Source organism: Crossiella sp. CA-258035 (genome assembly GCF_030064675.1).
Classification (GTDB): domain Bacteria; phylum Actinomycetota; class Actinomycetes; order Mycobacteriales; family Pseudonocardiaceae; genus Crossiella.
Map to the genome: position 1 here is coordinate 6,986,235 of NZ_CP116413.1, position 17,625 is coordinate 7,003,859.

At 72.3% G+C, this 17,625-nt stretch carries 13 protein-coding genes; 6 read left to right on the forward strand and 7 right to left on the reverse strand.

The genetic code is table 11. The annotated features are described in order from the left end of the window. The first annotated feature begins 57 nt into the window (after nucleotides 1-57). The gene (gene recQ, locus N8J89_RS31385; RefSeq protein ID WP_283660608.1) at nucleotides 58-1,905 is read left to right on the forward strand and encodes a DNA helicase RecQ; all 1,848 of its coding nucleotides are present in this window, start codon (nucleotides 58-60) and stop codon (nucleotides 1,903-1,905) included. Between the two features lie 18 nt (nucleotides 1,906-1,923). On the opposite strand, the gene N8J89_RS31390 is transcribed toward recQ, so the two are convergent. Continuing rightward, the gene (locus N8J89_RS31390; RefSeq protein ID WP_502868351.1) at nucleotides 1,924-5,211 is read right to left on the reverse strand and encodes a GH92 family glycosyl hydrolase; all 3,288 of its coding nucleotides are present in this window, start codon (nucleotides 5,209-5,211) and stop codon (nucleotides 1,924-1,926) included. A 202-nt stretch (nucleotides 5,212-5,413) separates the two neighbouring features. Between N8J89_RS31390 and N8J89_RS31395 the strand changes: the two genes are divergently transcribed. Further along, the gene (locus tag N8J89_RS31395) at nucleotides 5,414-6,352 is read left to right on the forward strand and encodes an endonuclease/exonuclease/phosphatase family protein (protein ID WP_283660609.1); all 939 of its coding nucleotides are present in this window, start codon (nucleotides 5,414-5,416) and stop codon (nucleotides 6,350-6,352) included. A 43-nt stretch (nucleotides 6,353-6,395) separates the two neighbouring features. Then, nucleotides 6,396-6,986: a TetR/AcrR family transcriptional regulator gene (locus N8J89_RS31400; RefSeq protein WP_283660610.1), complete on the forward strand. Its 591-nt coding sequence runs from the start codon at nucleotides 6,396-6,398 to the stop codon at nucleotides 6,984-6,986. A gap of 27 nt (nucleotides 6,987-7,013) precedes the next feature. On the opposite strand, the gene N8J89_RS31405 is transcribed toward N8J89_RS31400, so the two are convergent. Then, a complete protein-coding gene (locus N8J89_RS31405; RefSeq protein WP_252482041.1) occupies nucleotides 7,014-7,235 on the reverse strand; it encodes a LuxR C-terminal-related transcriptional regulator in 222 nt (73 codons plus the stop codon). 361 nt (nucleotides 7,236-7,596) lie between these two features. On the opposite strand from N8J89_RS31405, the gene N8J89_RS31410 reads away from it, so the two are divergent. Next, nucleotides 7,597-8,571 (forward strand): methyltransferase, encoded by a 975-nt coding sequence (locus tag N8J89_RS31410; protein ID WP_283660611.1) that lies wholly within the window; start codon nucleotides 7,597-7,599, stop codon nucleotides 8,569-8,571. On the opposite strand, the gene N8J89_RS31415 is transcribed toward N8J89_RS31410, so the two are convergent. After that, nucleotides 8,568-9,785 (reverse strand): PucR family transcriptional regulator, encoded by a 1,218-nt coding sequence (locus N8J89_RS31415; RefSeq protein ID WP_283660612.1) that lies wholly within the window; start codon nucleotides 9,783-9,785, stop codon nucleotides 8,568-8,570. The two genes, N8J89_RS31410 and N8J89_RS31415, sit on opposite strands and share 4 nt — an antisense overlap. Nucleotides 9,786-10,019: 234 nt before the next feature. Between N8J89_RS31415 and N8J89_RS31420 the strand changes: the two genes are divergently transcribed. Then, entirely contained in the window at nucleotides 10,020-10,325 is a 306-nt protein-coding gene (locus N8J89_RS31420; protein WP_283660613.1) for a hypothetical protein, read from the forward strand. On the opposite strand, the gene N8J89_RS31425 is transcribed toward N8J89_RS31420, so the two are convergent. Continuing rightward, the gene (locus tag N8J89_RS31425; protein WP_283660614.1) at nucleotides 10,322-13,399 is read right to left on the reverse strand and encodes a family 78 glycoside hydrolase catalytic domain; all 3,078 of its coding nucleotides are present in this window, start codon (nucleotides 13,397-13,399) and stop codon (nucleotides 10,322-10,324) included. The two genes, N8J89_RS31420 and N8J89_RS31425, sit on opposite strands and share 4 nt — an antisense overlap. 103 nt (nucleotides 13,400-13,502) lie before the next feature. On the opposite strand from N8J89_RS31425, the gene N8J89_RS31430 reads away from it, so the two are divergent. After that, nucleotides 13,503-14,336: an aminoglycoside adenylyltransferase domain-containing protein gene (locus N8J89_RS31430; RefSeq protein WP_283660615.1), complete on the forward strand. Its 834-nt coding sequence runs from the start codon at nucleotides 13,503-13,505 to the stop codon at nucleotides 14,334-14,336. Here N8J89_RS31430 and N8J89_RS31435 read toward each other — a convergent pair whose 3' ends face one another. The 3 genes from N8J89_RS31435 to N8J89_RS31445 all read right to left on the reverse strand — a co-directional run bounded on the left by N8J89_RS31435 (nucleotide 14,337) and on the right by N8J89_RS31445 (nucleotide 17,613). Next, complete coding sequence (locus N8J89_RS31435; RefSeq protein WP_283660616.1) at nucleotides 14,337-14,900, reverse strand: lytic polysaccharide monooxygenase auxiliary activity family 9 protein; 564 nt, start codon at nucleotides 14,898-14,900, stop codon at nucleotides 14,337-14,339. Between the two features lie 199 nt (nucleotides 14,901-15,099). Beyond that, nucleotides 15,100-16,563, reverse strand: a complete 1,464-nt coding sequence (gene gnd / locus N8J89_RS31440; RefSeq protein WP_283660617.1) for an NADP-dependent phosphogluconate dehydrogenase — start codon at nucleotides 16,561-16,563, stop codon at nucleotides 15,100-15,102. 96 nt (nucleotides 16,564-16,659) lie between these two features. Continuing rightward, on the reverse strand, nucleotides 16,660-17,613 hold the full coding sequence (locus N8J89_RS31445; RefSeq protein WP_283660618.1) for an alpha/beta hydrolase: 954 nt from the start codon (nucleotides 17,611-17,613) through the stop codon (nucleotides 16,660-16,662). Nucleotides 17,614-17,625: the final 12 nt, after the last annotated feature.

A 17,625-nucleotide genomic window follows, 5' to 3' on the forward strand; every position in this document is an offset into this window, starting at 1 on the left:
CCCGTTCGGAACACGGTGCGGCACGGCCTGTCGGCGGGGATCGGTAACCTCGGCCGCGTGACTTCGACGGAGACCGGATCGGACGTGGCAGACGCGACGCAGGTGCTGCGTCGGGTCTTCGGTTACGACTCCTTCCGCGGTGAGCAGCAGGCGATCATCGAGCACGTGGTGGCGGGCGGGGACGCGCTCGTGCTCATGCCCACCGGTGGCGGGAAGTCGTTGTGCTACCAGATTCCCGCGCTGGTGCGGCCGGGAGTCGGGGTGGTGGTCTCGCCGCTGATCGCGTTGATGCAGGACCAGGTGGACGCGCTGACCGCGGCCGGGGTGCGGGCCGGGTTCCTCAACTCCACGCAGATGCCGGATGAGCGCCAGCTGGTGGAGTCGCTGTTCCTGGCCGGGGAGCTGGACCTGCTGTACCTGGCGCCGGAGCGGCTGCGGCTGGAGTCGACCATGCGGTTGCTCGACCGCGGCCGGGTGTCGCTGTTCGCCATCGACGAGGCGCACTGCGTGTCCCAGTGGGGGCACGACTTCCGGCCGGACTACCTGGGCCTGTCCGAGCTGCACGAGCGGTGGCCGGACGTGCCGAGGATCGCGCTGACCGCCACCGCGACCGAGGCCACCCACGGCGAGATCGCCACCCGGTTGAACCTGACCGAGGCCCGGCATTTCGTGGCCAGCTTCGACCGGCCCAACATCCAGTACCGGATCGTGGCCAAGAACGACCCGAAGCGGCAGCTGCTGGAACTGCTCGGCAACGAGCACAAGGGCGACGCGGGCATCGTGTACTGCCTGTCCCGGGCCTCGGTGGACAAGACCGCGGAGTTCCTCTCCGCCAACGGTTTCGAGGCAGTGCCCTATCACGCGGGACTGGACTCGGCGACCAGGGCGCGCAACCAGGCCCGGTTCCTGCGCGAGGACGGGCTGATCGTGGTGGCCACCATCGCCTTCGGCATGGGCATCGACAAGCCCGACGTCCGCTTCGTCGCGCACCTGGACCTGCCCAAGTCGGTGGAGGGCTACTACCAGGAGACCGGCCGGGCCGGGCGCGACGGGCTGCCGTCCACGGCCTGGCTGGCCTACGGGCTGCAGGACGTGGTGCAGCAGCGGAAGATGATCGACACCTCCGAGGGCGACGAGGCGCACCGCCGCAAGCTGGCCCAGCACCTCAACGCGATGCTCGCGCTGTGCGAGACGGTGGAGTGCCGCCGGGTGCAGCTGCTCAACTACTTCGGCCAGCAGGGCCAGCCCTGCGGCAACTGCGACACCTGCCTGAACCCGGCGGAGTCCTGGGACGGCACGGTCGCGGCGCAGAAGCTGCTCTCCACGGTGTACCGGCTCAAGCGGGAGCGGAACCAGAAGTTCGGCGCCGGTCAGGTGGTGGACATCCTGCTGGGCAAGAAGACCGCGAAGGTCATCGAGCACGACCACGACTCGCTGACCGTCTTCGGCATCGGCGCCGACCTGCGCGAGCAGGAGTGGCGGGCGGTGGTCCGGCAGCTGCTGGCGCAGGGGCTGCTGGCGGTGGAGGGCGACTACGGCACGCTGGTGCTCACCGAGGCCAGCGGGCAGGTGCTGAGCAAGCAGCGCGAGGTGATGCTGCGCCGGGAGCCGGAGCGCCCGGCGAGCAAGTCCAGCCAGGCCAAGGCGAAGAAGGCCGCGGCCGCGGTCGACCTGCCGGCGGAGGCGGAGCCGCTGTTCGAGCGGCTGCGGGCCTGGCGCGGCGCGCTGGCCAGGGAGCTGGGCAAACCGGCGTATGTGATCTTCCACGACGCCACGCTGCGCACCGTGGCCGTCGAGCGCCCGGCGACCCTGGAGGCGCTCGGCGGCATCAGCGGTGTGGGCGAGGCGAAGCTGGCCAACTACGGGCAGCAGATCCTGGACGTGCTGCACGGAGGTGGCGAGTGAGGATCAGGACGGTGCGGTTCAGGACAGGGTCAGTGCGTACAGCTCGACCCTCGGATCGTTGGGGAGGCTGATCGAACGAAGTGACTTGGCCGGGTTGAGCGGCACGGTCTGGCCGAACAGCCGGACCGGTGGGCCGTCGATCCCGGTGCCCGCCTTGATGCGGTGTGGCATCTCCAGCAGCACCACGGTGCCCGCTGGGGTGGAGCCCGCCCAGTCGCCGACGGAGAGGGCGACGTCCTCGGTGGTGCCGTCGGCGTAGCGCAGGGTCACCGGTGCGGTGACCGGGCCGTTGTGGCTGGCGGAGACCACTTTCAGGCTGCTGCGCCTGCCTTCGGGGAGCAGCAGGGCCTGGCCGCGGGCCTCGACGAAGTTGGGTTGTGCGCCGGCCGCGTTCGGGGCGGTGTAGGTGGTGCCGGCCCAGGTGACCGGGCCCGCCGGTGGCAGCAGGGCGGCGTCGTAGCTCCAGCCGCTGCCGTCGAAGTTGCCTTCGGCGGAGGCGGTCACGGTGGCGGTGCCGTCGTGGTCGGCGAAGGTCTTCAGCTCCACCGCGCACTGGGTTCCGCTGGTGCTCGCGCAGGTCGCGGCGGCGCGCAGCTCCACGGTCAGCTCTCGGACGACCTTGTTGCCGCCGAGGGCTTCCACCCGCACCACCACCGGGTACTTGCCGACCGGGGCAGCCGCGGGGACTGTGAGCGTCAGCGGCACGGTCTCCTGGGCGGGCAGGCGGTGCGAGCGCAGGAAGATCGGCGCGGCCGGGGCGTCGATCCGCCAGCCCGCCGGTGCGGTGGCGCGGACCTGGGCGGCGATGACGCCTGGGGACTGGCCGAGCACGTCCAGCGGCAGGCTCGTCTGCTGGCTGCCCGCCGAGGTGGGCAGCACCGCGGTGGGCTGGCGCAGCGAGGCGTCCACGTGGTGCCGGAGATCGCCCGCGGCGCGGTTGATCGAGGGCGGCTCGTCCTGGCGGCCGGTGCCCCAGTCGGAGGGGGTGCTGCCCAGGGTGTGCGCCAGGGTGCCGCCGCGGGCGAGGTCGGCCCAGGACAGCCAGGTCTTGCCGACCGGGCGGTCGTTCAGCGACACCCGCTGCACGTAGCGGTTGGTGTCGCTGGCGCCGGGCGCGGTGACGGTGAGCGTGCCGCCCTGGCGGCCGCCCCAGTCGCCGATGCGCACCGTGGCCGTGGGGAACTGCGGGCTGGACAGCGCGAGGAAGTTGGCGCCGCTCATCGTCGGGTAGAGGCCGAGGCTGGAGAAGACGTACCAGGCGGACATGGTGCCCAGGTCGTCGTTGCCGGTCATGCCGTCCGGGCCGGTGGTGAACAGGGTCATCGCGGCACGGACCACGGTCGCGGTCTTGGCCGGGGCGCCTGCCCACAGGTACATGTACGGCGCGTGCAGGTCGGGCTCGTTGTTCGGGTTGTAGGTGGGTTTGCCGTAGTAGTCGTAGGGATCGGTGATCCAGTCCTTGCGGGCGGTGCCGGCCGGGTCGCGCAACAGCTTGTCGTAGGCGAAGAAGCGGTCCAGGCGCTGCTCGGTGGCCTTGCGGCCGCCCATCAGCTCGACCAGTCCGGCCGGGTCCTGCGGGACCAGCCACTGGTACTGGTGCGCGCCGCCCTCGTGGAACTGGTGCGCGGCGCCGACCGGGTCGTAGGGGGTGAGCCAGGTGCCGTCCTTGGTGCGCGGGCGGAACTGGCTGATGCCCTTGTCCCACAGGTTGCGGTACCACTGGCCGCGGTCGGCGAACATGCGCGCGTCGGCGCGTTCGCCGAGGGCGTCGGCGAGCAGGGCGAGCGCGGCGTCCGCGGCGGCGTACTCCATGGTCGCCGAGGCGGGGTGCACGCAGTCGTTGTCGCCGCCCTTGTGCGCGCAGTCCACGCCGAGCTTGAGGCCGGAAGGGAGGTAGCCGCGGGTGTTGTAGTAGTCCGCGCCGGACCGTCCGTTGTAGACGGCGTCAGCGGGCGGGGTGGCGGTGGCGTTCTTGCGCAGCAAGGCGTACGCCTCACGTTCGTGCCCGGCGAGCAGGCCCTTGGACCAGGCCTCGACCAGGAACGGGGTGACCGGGTCGCCGGTCATGATGTTGGTCTCGCTGTTGGCCAGCGCCCAGCGCGGCAGCCAGCCGCCGTCGCGGCCCGCGGCCAGCACGGACAGCGCGACATCGCGGGCCACCTGGGGTTCCAGCATCTCCAGCAGCTGGTTCTGCGGGCGGTAGGTGTCCCACAGCGACAGGTTCTGGTACGGGGTGAAGTCGGTGGCGGTGCGCACCTTGTCGTCGAAGCCGAGGTACTTGCCGTCGACGTCGCCTGCCAGGTTGGGGTGCAGCAGCGAGTGGTAGAGCGCGGTGTAGAACGCGGTCTGCCGTTCGGTGCTGCCGCCGCCGACGCTCACCGAGCGCAGCCGCTGCACCCAGGACTGGTGCAGCTTGGCGCGGACGGCGTCGAAGTCGTGCGCGTCGGCGGTCTCCGCGGTCAGGTTGCGGCGGGCGCCGTCCACGCCGGTGTAGGACAGGCCGACCTTGACCACCACGTCCCGGTCGGCGGTGGCGTCGAAGGTGACCCAGGCGCCGTTGCCGCCCGTCCCGGCGGCGTCCCTGATGCCAGGGCGTTTGGTGGTGCCGCGCCAGGTGCCGAAGGCGGTGAACGGGCGGTCGAAGCTGGCGGTGAAGTAGACGGTGTGGTCGTCCTTGCCCGCGCAGAACCCGCCCGCGCGGACCCGGCCCTCCAGGGTGCGGTCACCGACGACGTGGATCTCCGAGTCGTGCACGCCCTGGTTGGCCTTGCCGGTGTTGAACAGCACGTTGGCCGCGGCGGTGGCCGGGAAGGTGTAGCGCTGCCAGCCGGTGCGCTCGGTGGCGGTCAGTTCGGCGTTGACGCCGTAGCGGGAGAGTCCGACCCGGTAGTAGCCGGGCTTGGCCTCCTCGTCGGCGTGGGAGTACTTGGAGCGGTAGCCGGTGTGCTCGACCGAGTCGACCGGCCCGGTGGTGGGCATGATCGGCAGCTCGCCGGCCACCCCGCAGCCGACGCCGGAGAGGTGGGTCTGGCTGAACCCGTGGATCTGGTCCTGTTTGTAGTCGTAGCCGCCCTGGCCGCCGGTGTCCGGGCTGACCTGGACCATGCCGAAGGGCGCGCTGGCGCCGGGGAAGGTGTTGCCGAAGTTCTGGGTGCCGACGAACGGGTTGACCAGCGTGGTCGGGTCGGCCACCGGCTGGGCGGCCGCGGTGGCCGGGGCGAGCAGCCCACCGGCGAGCAGCGCGACGGCCAGTACTCGCGCGACGGTTCTGCCGGGCGCGACGGTTCTGCCGGGAGATGGTGCCACGGTTCCGCCCCCTCGCTGACAACGTTGTCGGAGTCAGAGCGACCATGCCATGTCCCGCCGGGCGGGGAAAAGGGTCTGTCCGGGGAACTGTCCGAATTTGGTCCGGAACCGGCTCGCGCCGGGAGTGGGCCGAGGGCACGGGGCGCGGGGTGCGGGCGGGCAGTGGGATGGCGGGGCTGGGCGCTCGGGCAGACTTTGCGGCATGACCGTTGTTGATGTTCGGCCGCGGCGGCGGGTGGTCGCGTGGCTGGGGTGGGCCGTGCTGGCTCCGGTGGTGGGGCTGGTGCTGGTTCGACTGGCCGGGCTGGACGACGGGAACGTGCTCGCGCTGCCGATGGCCGGTTTTCCGCTGGTGGCGGCGGGGACCGTGTTGCTGGCGGTGGTGTTCGGGGTGGTGCGGATGAAGGCCGCCTGGCTGGCCGCGGGGCTCGCGGTGGTGCAGCTGGCGGTGCTGGTGCCGCGGTTCGTGCCCGATGGCGGCGAGGTGGGGGCGGTGCGGCTGCGGGTGGGCACGATCAACGCCCTGGCCGGGCGGGTGGACGCGGCGGCGCTGGTGGAGCTGGTGCGCGCCGAGCGGCTGGATGTGCTTGCGGTGCAGGAACTTCCCGGGGCCGGGGTGCGGTCGCTGGCCGCGGCCGGGATCGACGAGGTGTTGCCGTACCAGGAGCTGCACCCGGAGCAGGACACCTCGATCTACTCGCGGTTGCCGCTGCACGGGGGTGGGTTGCTGGCCGCGCCGACGACCTGGGGGCAGACCGTGGCCAAGGTGGAGGTCGGCGGGCGGGCTATCCGGCTGGTGGGGGTGCACACGCTGTACCCGTTGGGGGACGCGGAGAAGTGGGGCCGGGACCTGGCCGCGCTGCGGGTGGCGGCCGGGCCGGATGTGGTGATGCTGGGCGACTTCAACGCCACGCTGGACCACGCCTCGATGCGCGGGCTGCTGGCCGCCGGGCTGGTGGACACGCACGCGGAGCTGGGCCGCGGGTGGGCGCCGACCTGGCCCTCGGGGTGGTGGGTGCCGCCGCTGATGCAGCTGGACCACGTGCTGCACGGGGCGGGGCTGCGCGGGGTGTCGGTGGGCGAGCACACGCTGGGTGGTTCGGATCACCGGATGGTGGTTGCCGAGCTGGCCCTGGTCTGACCAGCGCGGAGTACAGTATCGGCTGGTACTGAAGGAGGCGGTGATGGCGATCGGGCGGCCCCGGGAGTTCGATGTCGACCAGGCGCTGGACCGGGCGCTGGAGGTCTTCTGGCGGCACGGTTACGAGGGTGCGGCGATGTCCGACCTGACCGCGGCCATGGGCATCAACCGGCCCAGCCTGTACGCGGCCTACGGCAACAAGGAGTCGCTGTTCCGCAAGGCGCTGGAGCGCTACACCGAGGGCCCGGCACGGCACGTCAGCGAGGCGATGGAACAGCCGACGGCGCGGGCCACCGCCGAGCGGCTGCTCTACGGCACGGTGGACACGGTGACCGCGGCCGGCCGTCCGCGCGGGTGCCTGGTGGTGCAGGGCGCGCTGGCCACCGGCAGCGCGGCGGAGGGGGTGCGGGCGGCGGTGTCGGCGGAGCGGATGGCGGGCGAGGTGCGGTTGCGGGAGCGGTTCGCGCGGGCCCAGCAGGAGGGCGACCTGCCGGAGTCGGTGGACACGGCGACGCTGGCGCGGCTGGTGATGGTGGTCAACCAGGGGATGGCGGTGCACGCGGCCGACGGGGTGGGGCCGGCGGAGCTGCGCCGGGTGGTGGAGATGACGATGGCGAACTTCCCCGGGAAGTAAGGCCATCAGTTGGCGGAGCGGCGAGCCTCACACCAGGCCCCGGCGTACCGCCCACACGATGACCTGGATGGAGCTGGAGAAGCCGAGCTGGTTGCACATGGCGCGGGTGCGCCTGCGCACGGTGCGCTCGGAGAGCTCGAGCCTGCGCGCGACCGCGTCGATCGGCAGTCCGGTCGAGAGCAGGCGGAGCAGGGTGACCTCTTCCTCGCTGAGCACGGCGTGGTCACGGATGTTGTCGGCTACCACCATCGTGGTCCCTCCTGGGGGTGCGTTGACCGGTTGGAAGCTCATCGCAGGAACGCCCGGGTTAGCCCCGTTGTCCTGGATGTGGTGTTCCCCCAGTACCGCCGCGGGTAGCACTGTCCACTGTGGACGGAGCAGTCGCAGGCCCAGGAAGGAGTTCCGATCTGCTGCGCGCGCATCGTCGGCTCCCCCCTCCCAGCAGTCGAACCGGTCGACGGTGTCCTTGGCGCGGACCGTCGGCGGCCCCACCACGATCTCACCCGATTGGCCGATCGCGGTACTCGCCGAGGCTGCCCGCGCCGAACTTCTGCCCTTGCGAACCAGTCACCCTGCCCGAAGCGAGCGCCGCGACATCTAGCCTTGACTGATGAGTGAGCGATCAATCATGGCTTTGGCGGATCTGGCTACGCCGATGGCGATCCGGGTGGCGGCGACGCTGGGGCTGGTCGAACGGGCTGGGTCCGCGGGGGCTTCGGTGGAGCAGCTCGCGTCGGAGACCGGGACTTCCGCGCTGGCGTTGCGGCGGTTGCTCGACCACCTGGTCGCGGTGGGGGTCTTCGCGGTGGAGTCCGGGTGTTATCGGCCGACGGAGCTGGGTGCGCAGATGGCGCCGGGCCGGTTCAAGACGCTGCTGGACATCAACTGTGCCGGGGGCCGGGCGGAGCTGGCCTTCGTGGAGTTGCTGGAGACGGTGCGGGATGGGACTTCCGCTTATGAGAAGCGGTACGGGCGGGAGTTCTGGGCGGACCTGGACGCGCGGCCGGAGCTGCGGAAGTCCTTTGACGCGCAGATGAACTGGCGGTTCCGGGTGCAGGCGGGGCAGATCGCGGAAAGGTTCGACTGGGGGCGGTTCGGGGAGATCGTCGACGTGGGCGGGGGTGACGGGTACGTGCTGGCGGAGATCCTGCGGGCGCATCCCGGGGTTCGCGGTCGGGTGGTGGACCTGGCGCCGACGGCCGCGGCCGCGAGCGAGCGGTTTGTCGCCGCGGGGCTTGGGGATCGGGCTTCGGCGGTGGCGGGGAGCTTCTTCGATCCGCTGCCCGGGGGTGCGGATGCCTATGTGCTGTCCGACATCCTGCACGACTGGGACGACGAGCGGGCTCAGCGGATTCTGCGGGGGTGCCGGGAAGCCGCTGGGGACAACGGGACCGTGCTGGTGATCGAGCCCGCCTGGGCGGACGGGACGGGGACGGCGATGAGCTTGCACATGTTGATGTGCTTTGGTGGCAAGGAACGGAGTGTCGCGGAGTTGGTGGAGCTCGGGGCGGCAGGTGGGCTCGCGCTGCGGGAGTCGGGGGCGATCGCGGATGGGCGGGTGCTGCTGGAGTTCGGGGTGAGCTAGCGGGGCGCGAAGTCGCGGACGGTGAGTGCCGCGGCCAGGATCCGCGCGCCCGCCGGGTCGGCCGGGCTGTGGCCGGTGAGGGTGGCGATCCGGCGCAGGCGGTGGTTCAGGGTGTTGCGGTGGATGTGCAGCTCGGCGGCGGCCCGGTGGCGGTTGTGGCCGCTGGCCAGGAAGACCCGCAGGGTCCAGAGCAGGTCCTGGTGCTGGGTGAGCTCGTCCAGGATGCGGTTCAGGCGTTCCCGGCCTGGGCCTGGGCGGCAGAGCTGGTACTCCAGCAGGACGTCGTCGAGCTGGTAGGCCCCGGGTGGGCGGCCGAGGCGGGTGGCCAGGTCGGCGATGTCGGTGGCCTGGTGCACGGCGGCGGGGATGGCCGCCCGGGTGGCGGCGGTGGCGATGCCGGTGAGCAGGGTGGTGCCTGCGGCCAGGTGCAGGCGTTCGGACAGGGCCAGGGCGGTGGCCGGGCCGTCGGCGGGGGCCTCAGCCGGGTCGTCGGCCGGCAGCAGCAGGGTGCCGCCGGTGTGGTTGACCGCGGCCAGGGTGTGCGGGGGCAGCTCGGCCTGCAGGCGGCGGACCAGGGTTCTGGCGGCCAACTGAGGGTCGGCGCCGTCGGACTGCGGAGGCGGGCCGAGCCGGAGGTGCAGGACGGTGTGCGCCTCGGACAGGGAGATGCCGAGGCGTTCGGCCAGGGGTTCGGCCGGGGCGCCGGTGAGCAGGGCGGTGACCAGGGCACGGCGGGCCTCGCGGTGTTCGGCGTCCAGGGTCTGCTGCTCGTGCAGGTAGGAGGCGGCCACGGCGGGCACGGCGACGCTGAGGTAACCGAGCAGGCCGGGCACGCTGGAGAGCAGCTCGGGCAGCTCCGCCGGCTCGGCCAGGGCGGCCATCGCCTCCCAGCCGACCTGGGCGGCGATGTGGTAGGTGCCCAGCACCACCTCCAGCGGCACGCCCTGCTGGGCGCGGCGGATGGCGGCGCCGATCTGCTCGGTCAGCTCCTCTGGGCGGGGTGGGCGGCGCTCGCGCAGGCAGTGCAGGTACAGGCGCAGGTTCAGCGCGATCGCGGCGCTGATCTCCCTGTTCACCAGCTGCGGCGGCAGCTGCTGGTAGCCGGCGGCCCTGGCGAAGAAGGCGGCCAGCACGTCCTCGGCGATCCGCGGGATCGCGGCCTCGGCTCGCTGGTACAGCTTGGCCAGCGGATCGGGTTCCGGGATGTCCACCACCGCCTGAGCCTCGTCGACCGGCGTGGCGAGCGCAATCCGCCCGCGGCCTGCTACCCAGGTAGGCAGCTGCACAACGGTGGCCTGGCGGGTTGTGCAGCTGACCAGCGGTCCTCCCCTGATCGAGCGATGCCCACCGTCAGCGCCTTGGCACCCGGGCAGAATCGTGGGCTCCAGGGCGGCGGGAGGACGATGGGACAGGACGACGGAGCCGGGCCGAGATCGATCTCGGAGTGCATGAAAATGCTGCGGCGCAAGGGCTTCCGGCAGAGCGTGATCCGGGACGAGCTGGCCAGCACGGACGCGGTGATGTTCAACCGGGTCTGGCGCGGGGTGCGGGAGACGGTGCTGGCGTACTCGGAGTCCGAGGCGCTGGCCTACCGGGTGCGGGCCGAGGACGTGGACGCGGCGGATCCGTTCACGGTGGACCCGGACCGGCGGATGTGGCACCGGGGCGGGGAGTTCCTGGAGGTGGCGCGGCAGCTGCTCGCGTTGCCCCCGCCGCCGGGGCACAGCGCGTTCCCGGCGACCGGGATGGCTTAGCCGGTGGAGAACGTCCAGGTGCCGGAGCCGACCCGGTAGGGGGCGTGGCCGGGGATGGGGGGCAGGGTGACCGCACCGGGCGGGGCGGTCACCTGGTGGGCGGGGGCGGTGGGCAGGTGGATCTCCGCGGTCGCGCCGACCGGGACGGTGGCGGTCAGGGTCAGGCCGGTCGGGGTGGTGGCCCAGCTGACCGCGGCGCGGCCGCGCACGGTGTCGATGCTGGTGCGGGCCCAGGCCACGCCGGTCCTGGCGTCCGGGCGGATGAGGATGCGTTCGTAGCCGTTGGCCAGTGGGCGCAGGCCCGCCACGTTCTCGTACAGCCACTGGGTGACGGTGCCCTGGAAGTAGTGGTTGCGGGAGCGGGAGTCCTGGTGCCACATCTCCCACATGGTGTCCGCGCCCTGCTCGATCCAGTAGCCCCAGCTGGGTTCGGTGCGCTGCACGGCGATCGCGTGCGCCAGCTCGGCGTGGCCGTGCGCGGTGAGCACCGGCAGCAGCACGCTGGTGCCCAGGCAGCCGGTGTTGAGGTGGTTGCCGCGCTTGCGGATGTCCGCCGCCAGACTGTCCACAACGGACTGAACTGACTCCGCAGGCACCAGGCCGAAGGCCAGCGGGATGGCGTTGCTGGTCTGGCGGTAGCCCTGGTCGCGGTCGCCGCGGTAGTGGCCGCCGCGCAGGAAGGTGCGGTTAAGGGTGTCCTCGGCCTGCGCGGCGACCGCGCGGTAGCGGGCCGCGGTGACCTGGTGGCCGAGCAGCTCCCCCATCTCCGCCACTCCGACCAGCGCGCGGTGCAGGTAGGCGGTGGCGGTGAGCCGGTTGTCCTCGGGGGCCACGCCCCACGGCGCGTCCGGGGACAGGAAGTCGCCGAGGGCGGTCAGCGCCAGGCCGCCGCTCATCCGGTTGATCTCCCAGTCCAGGTAGCGGGTGAGCGCGGGCCAGTGCTCGGCGGCCACCCGGTCGTCGCCGTACCAGCGGTGCATCTCCCTGGCCAGGAACGGGAACACGGTGGTCCACTCCGGGGCAGGGGCGAGCTGGCGGTAGCCCCAGCGGCCGCCGTTGGGCACGATCACCGGGACCTGGCCCGCGCTGTCCTGGGCGTCGGCCAGGTCGCCGGTCCACTTGGCGAACAGGCGCTGCATGCCGAAGGCGTAGGCCATGCTGGGCGCGCCGACCTGGGCGTCGCCGGTCCAGCCGTTCTTCTCGTACTTGGGGGTGTCGGTGGGCAGGCCGTGCAGGTTGTTCACGATGGTGCGGCGCATCATCCGGTCCAGCTGCTCGAACATCGGCTCGGCGCAGCGGAACTCGCTGACCTCGGGCACATCGCTGTGCACCAGCCGCCCCAGCACCTCCTCCGGCCGCGGCCCGGTGATCTGCACGTAGCGGAAACCCTTGTAGGAGAACCGGGGTTCCCAGGTCTCCGCACCGGCGCCCGCGGCGATGTACTCGTCGCGCTGCTGGCGGGTGTCCTTGACGTGCTCGTTGACCGACTGCACGCTGCCGTCCGGGTTGAGCTTCTCCCCGTGCAGCAAGGAGATCCGGGTGCCTGCCGGGGCGCGGACGGTGATCTTGGTCCAGCCGGCCATGGTGCGGCCCATGTCCGCCACGTGCACGCCGGGCCGCAGCTCGGTGATGCTGACCGGGCGGATGGTCTCGGTGACCCGGATGGGTTCGTTGGGCTGGGCGCGCAGGACTCCGGCAGGGGCGGGGACCAGCTGGGCGTCGGTCCACTGCCGCGGGATGTGCCGGGCGTCGTAGGTTTCGCCCGCGTACTGGGAGTTCGCGCGGGTGGGGCTGTCGGTGAGCCGCCAGCTGCGGTCGGAGCCGATGGTGGTGCGGCCGCCGTCGGGGTGGTCGATCTCCAGCTGGGCCAGCAGTCTGGGCTCACCGTGCCACTTGGCCAGGTGCCAGTCCCAGACGTTGATCGTGGTCATGCCGTAGAAACCGCGGCCCAGCGTGACATCGAGCCGGTTGTCGCCCTGGCGGAGCTGGCCGGTGATGTCGTGCACGGCGTAGAGCACGGTCTTGTCGTAGCCGGTGAAACCCGGGTCGAGGACCTGGTCGCCGACGCGGTGGCCGTTGAGCTGGGCGTCGTAGTAGGCCAGGCCGCTGAGGTAGAGGCGGGCCCGGGTGACCGGTCGGGTGAGCTGGAAGTCCTTGCGCAGCAACGGTGCCGGTCGCGGCGGGGCGGGCACGGTGACGTCGCGGGCCCACGGGCCGTCGCCGTAGCGGGCCAGGACGGCCGCGGCGGGCCAGCCGGAGTCGTCGAGGTCGGGGCTGGTCCACTGCGGGTGCGCGGTGCCGGTGGCGCGCCAGCCCGTGCCGGTGGTCAGTTCGCGGGTGCTGCCGTCGGTGAGCTCGACGAGCAGGCGCAGCAGCAGTCCGGCCGGTCCGCCGCGGTTGGCGGCCTCCACCGCGACGGCGAGCCGGGCTCCGGCGGCGCGGACCTCCTCGGTGACGTCGAGCAGGTGCGCGGTGGCCCAGGCGTTGCCGGAAGTGTTGGCGGACAACACTTCCCGGCCGTGCAGGTGCACGTTCAGGGCATCGTCGGCGGTGGCGACCAGGGTGGCGGCGCGGATCTCGGCCGGGAGGTCCAGGGTGGTGCGGAACCAGCGGGAGCCGGTCGGAGCCTCGGTCAGGGTCCAGCCGGGGCCGCCGATCCAGGACGCCTGGTCCAGGGCAGGCGGCGGGGGTGGCGCGGTGGGGCCGATCCAGCTGGCGGACCAGGGCTGGCCCAGGTGGCCGGTCTCCCACCAGGCCGGGGCGCTCCAGGGGCTGGGGCGGTTCTCGCCGTCCCAGACCCGGACCCGCCAGTGGTAGCGGGTGCGGGGGCGCAGCGGCGGGCCGTCGTAGCGGATGCCCAGGGTGCGGCTTGAGGTGATCCGGCCGGTGTCCCAGTGGGGGCGGCCCTCGGCGAGGCGGCGGGGGTCGGGGTCGGCCTGGACCTGGTAGGCGGACTGGGTCGCGCCGTTGACCTCGGCGGTGAGCACCCAGGCCAGCCGGGGGTGCGGGACGTCGGTGCCGAGCGGGTTGTCCGCGTACTCGGTGGTGAGCCGGGTGATCGCCACAGCGCACATGGGTTGGTCCTCCCCTGCCTCGGCGGTCCCGTCAACCGACAGTGCCACCGCCGCCGCGCCCGCGCCACCGCCGCGCAGGAAGTTCCGCTGGCACACTGGGCTGATGCCGTATCCCGGAGCCGAACGCACCGCCGCCCGCTACCTGGCCGTGGCCGACCGGCTGCTACCCGGCCGGATCACCGGCTGCTACCTGGTCGGCTCGGCCGCGCTGGGCGCCTGGCGGGCCGGGCGCAGCGACATCGACTTCATCGCGGTGGTGGACGGCGGTTTCCGCGAGGGGGAGCTGCGCCGCCTGCGGGTGCTGCACGTCGTCGGCAACCTGCCCGCCGCCGGACGCGCGCTGCTCAGGGCGGATCCGACCATCCCCGGCACGATGAACGGCGCGTTCGTGCCCGCGGCCGAGCTCGGCGAACCGGTGACCCGGATCCGGCCGCTGGCCTCGCACAGCGGCCGCTCCTTCAAACGCGGCCGCGGGTTCGACGTGAACCCGGTGATGTGGAAGGTGTTGCGGGAACAGGGAGTCACCGTGCGCGGCCCGGCCCCGGACCGGCTCGGACTCGACCCGGAACCGGACCGGCTGCGGGAGTGGAACCTGGACCAGCTGCGCGGCCACTGGCGGGACTGGGCACAGCAGTGCGTCACCGGCGGGGCGTCGGGCAAACCCCTGGTGTCCGCGCACCGGGCGGCACTGGCCAGGGTGCTCGGCCCGCCGCGCCTGCACCACACCATCGCCACCGGCGCGGTGATCTCGAAAGAAGCGGCGGCCGAATACGCCCTCGATGTCTTCGACACCCGCTGGCATCCATTGCTGCGCGCCGCCTTGGCCCAGCGCACCGGCGGGCCGGGCCCGGAAATCCCGGAACCCGGCCAGCTGACCCGGTTGGCCGGTGAGTTCACCCTGGAACTGATCGGCGATGCGGAACGGTTGGCGCGCTGATCAGAAAGTGACGTCGATGCACTGGTAGAACGCGTTTCCGGTGTCCGCGATGTCCCAGACCGCCAGGATCAGGTGCCTGCCGGTCTTGCCCGCCGGCACGGTGCCGGTGTGCGAGACCGCGTTCGGCGGCCGCGCGCCACCGTTGCTGACACTGATGAACGGGGCAGGGTCCAGCGCGGCGCGGGTCAGTTTCGCGTTGGCGTTCCAGCCGTTCTTGGTGATGAAGTACTTGAACGAGGTGCTCGCGTGCGGCGCGGTCAGGTACCAGCTGAACGTGCGGCTCGCGCCGCTGGTCAGCTGGGTGGACGGCCAGCTCCCGCCGCGCGGGTCGTCCAGCTGCGCGAACTGGCTGAGTCCACCGGCGCAGATGCTGCCGTCAGCGGGTCCGCGGGCCGGGAATCCCTTGGGGCCCTCCACACTTTGTGGTTCCCACTGGATCGGGCCGCAGTTCTTGGCGGTGCCGAGTTTGCAGAAGTAGGCCCGGCTGTTCGGGCCGTTGGTGTAACCGTGCGCGCTGGCCGTGGCCGGTACCAGGACGGAAAGCGCCATCAGCGCCAGGCTCATCAGGCCGACGAGAATCGATCGCGTGATCGGAGTGGTGTGCAAGGCAACCTCCGCGGTGTTTCCGGCGGCGGGGGTTGCACCTCATGATGACACCGGGCGGAGATTTCCCGGCAGCGACTAACGTCGGATTACCGGTTCTCCGGCGAATGCCAGGGCCGGGTGTCGCCGGAATCGTGACGACACCCGGCCTGGCGTGGCTTCACCCGGCCTGTTCGGCCTTGTCCGGCGTGGCCCACAGGGTGTGGAAGGAGCCCTCGGCGTCCACCCGGCGGTAGGTGTGCGCGCCGAAGTTGTCCCGCAGGCCCTGGATCAGCGCGGCGGGCAGCCGGTCGCGGCGCAGGCCGTCGTAGTAGGCCAGCGAGGAGGAGAACGCCGGGGTCGGCACGCCCTCGCGGACCGCGTCCGCGACCACCCGGCGCCAGCTGTCCACGCCGCTGGTGACCGCCTCGGCGAAGTACGGGGCGACCAGCAGGCTGGGCAGGTCGGGGTTGGCGTCGTAGGACTCGCGGATGCGGTCCAGGAACCGGGCCCTGATGATGCAGCCGCCACGCCAGATGGTGGCGGTGGCGCCCAGATCGATGTCCCAGCCGTACTCCTGGCTGCCCGCGCGGATGTGGTCGAAGCCCTGGGCGTAGGCGACCACCTTGGAGGCGTAGAGCGCCTTGCGCACGTCCTCGATGAAGGCGTCCCGGTCGGCGTCCTTCACCCAGCCCGCGCCCGCCTCGCTGCCGAAGGCCTCGGCCGCGGCGGCGCGCTGGCCGGCGTGCCCGGACAGGGACCTGGCGAAGGTGGCCTCGGCGATCCCGGTGATCGGCACGCCCAGGTCCAGCGCGCTCTGCACGGTCCAGCGGCCGGTGCCCTTCTGCTCGGCCTGGTCCTGCACCACGTCCACGAACGGCTTGCCGGTGCGGGCGTCGGTGTGCGCGAGCACGTCCGCGGTGATCTCGATGAGGAAGGACTCCAGGTCGCCCTCGTTCCAGCCGCGGAAGATCTCCGCGATCTCCGCGGGGGTGGCGCCGAGTCCGGCGCGGAGCAGGTCGTAGGCCTCCGCGATGAGCTGCATGTCGGCGTACTCGATGCCGTTGTGCACCATCTTCACGAAGTGGCCCGCGCCGTCCGGGCCGACGTGCACACAGCAGGCCTGCCCGTCCACGGTGGCCGCGATCGACTCGAACACCGGGCCGAGCCGCGCATAGGACTCCTTCGAGCCGCCCGGCATGATGCTGGGCCCGAGCAGCGCGCCCTCCTCGCCGCCGGAGACGCCGGCGCCGACGAAGTGCAGGCCCTTCTCCTTGAGCGCGGCCTCGCGGCGGCGGGTGTCGGCGAAGTGCGCGTTGCCGCAGTCCACCACGATGTCGCCGGGTTCGAGCAGCTCGGCCAGCTCGTCGATGACCGCGTCGGTCGGGCCGCCGGCCTTGACCATGACGATCGCCACCCGCGGGCGCTCCAGCGCGTCCACGAACTCGGCGAGGGTCTCCGCCGGGACGAAGGTGCCCTCGTCGCCGTGCTCGGCGACCAGGCTCTTCATCCGCTCCACCGACCGGTTGTGCACGGCGACCGGGTAGCCGTTGCGGGCGAGGTTGCGGGCCAGGTTGCGGCCCATCACCGCCAACCCGGTCACCCCGATGCGTGCCGTCGCGGTCCTGGAGGTCTCGCTGCTCATCCTGCCCACCGTTCCGTGTCTGTGGCTGCTGCTACCTAGCGCAACGCCAACCCTGCCACTCCTACTCCCTGTTCAACGTGCGGGACCAAGGATCGTTCACGCGCGGCCACCCCGCAGTGCACGCCGGAGCGCGTCGGTGAGGTCCCGGCCCATGCGGACGGTGACCGCGGCCCCGGCGACGAACGCGGAGCCGTGGAAAGTTCCCGGGTACAGGTGCAGTTCGGTGGACACCCCGGCCTGGACCAGTCGCTGCGCGTAGTCGAGACCCTCGTCCCGGAGCGGGTCGAACTCGCACACCGCGACGAAGGCCGGTGGCAGCCCGGACAGGTCGGTGGCGCGGGCCGGGGCCGCGTACGGGGAGACGTCCTCGGTGCCGCGCCTGCCGTCGCCGAGGTAGAAGTCCCAGCTCAGGATGGCGTTGGGCCGGTGCCACATCGGGGTGTCGGTGAAGGCGGTCATGGACGGGGTGCTCAGCCGGTCGTCCAGCTCGGGGATGTTGAGCACCTGGTAGGCCAGTGCGGGGCCGCCGCGGTCGCGGGCCAGCAGCGTGACCGCCGCGGCCAGCCCGCCGCCCGCGCTGTCCCCGCCGACCGCGATCCGGTCCGGGTCCACGCCCAGCTCGGCGGCGTGCTTCGCGGTCCACTCCAGGGTGGCGTAGCAGTCCTCCAGGCCCGCGGGGAACGGGTGTTCGGGGGCGAGCCGGTAGTCCATGGCGACCACGACCACGCCGACCTCGTCGGCCACCCGCAGCGCGGTCCGCTCGGCCATGTCCAGGTCGCCGATGACGAAGCCGCCGCCGTGGATGTGCACCAGCGCGCCCAGCGGGCCGGGTTCGGCGGCCGGGGTGTAGACCCGGATGTCCACTTCGGGCGCGCCCGCCGGGCCGGGGATGCTCAGCGCGCGCACCTCGACCGGGTTCACCGGCTGGTAGGCGGGGATCACGTCGGCCATCTCCCGCATCCGGGCGCGGATGGCCGCCGGGTCGGCGAAGTCCACCTCGGGGATCATGGTGATCCAGGTGGCCAGTTCGGGGTCGATCGGGTAGCTCATGATCGAAGTCTG

Bases quoted from the DNA above. Each gene is read 5' to 3' on its own strand.
- N8J89_RS31395 (WP_283660609.1), top strand. From the start codon at position 5,414: ATGACCGTTGTTGATGTTCGGCCGCGGCGGCGGGTGGTCGCGTGGCTG.
- N8J89_RS31400 (WP_283660610.1), top strand. From the start codon at position 6,396: ATGGCGATCGGGCGGCCCCGGGAGTTCGATGTCGACCAGGCGCTGGAC.
- N8J89_RS31405 (WP_252482041.1), bottom strand. From the start codon at position 7,235: ATGGTGGTAGCCGACAACATCCGTGACCACGCCGTGCTCAGCGAGGAA.
- N8J89_RS31410 (WP_283660611.1), top strand. From the start codon at position 7,597: ATGAGTGAGCGATCAATCATGGCTTTGGCGGATCTGGCTACGCCGATG.
- N8J89_RS31420 (WP_283660613.1), top strand. From the start codon at position 10,020: ATGAAAATGCTGCGGCGCAAGGGCTTCCGGCAGAGCGTGATCCGGGAC.
- N8J89_RS31425 (WP_283660614.1), bottom strand. From the start codon at position 13,399: ATGTGCGCTGTGGCGATCACCCGGCTCACCACCGAGTACGCGGACAAC.
- N8J89_RS31430 (WP_283660615.1), top strand. From the start codon at position 13,503: ATGCCGTATCCCGGAGCCGAACGCACCGCCGCCCGCTACCTGGCCGTG.
- N8J89_RS31435 (WP_283660616.1), bottom strand. From the start codon at position 14,900: ATGAGCCTGGCGCTGATGGCGCTTTCCGTCCTGGTACCGGCCACGGCC.
- gnd (WP_283660617.1), bottom strand. From the start codon at position 16,563: ATGAGCAGCGAGACCTCCAGGACCGCGACGGCACGCATCGGGGTGACC.
- N8J89_RS31445 (WP_283660618.1), bottom strand. From the start codon at position 17,613: ATGAGCTACCCGATCGACCCCGAACTGGCCACCTGGATCACCATGATC.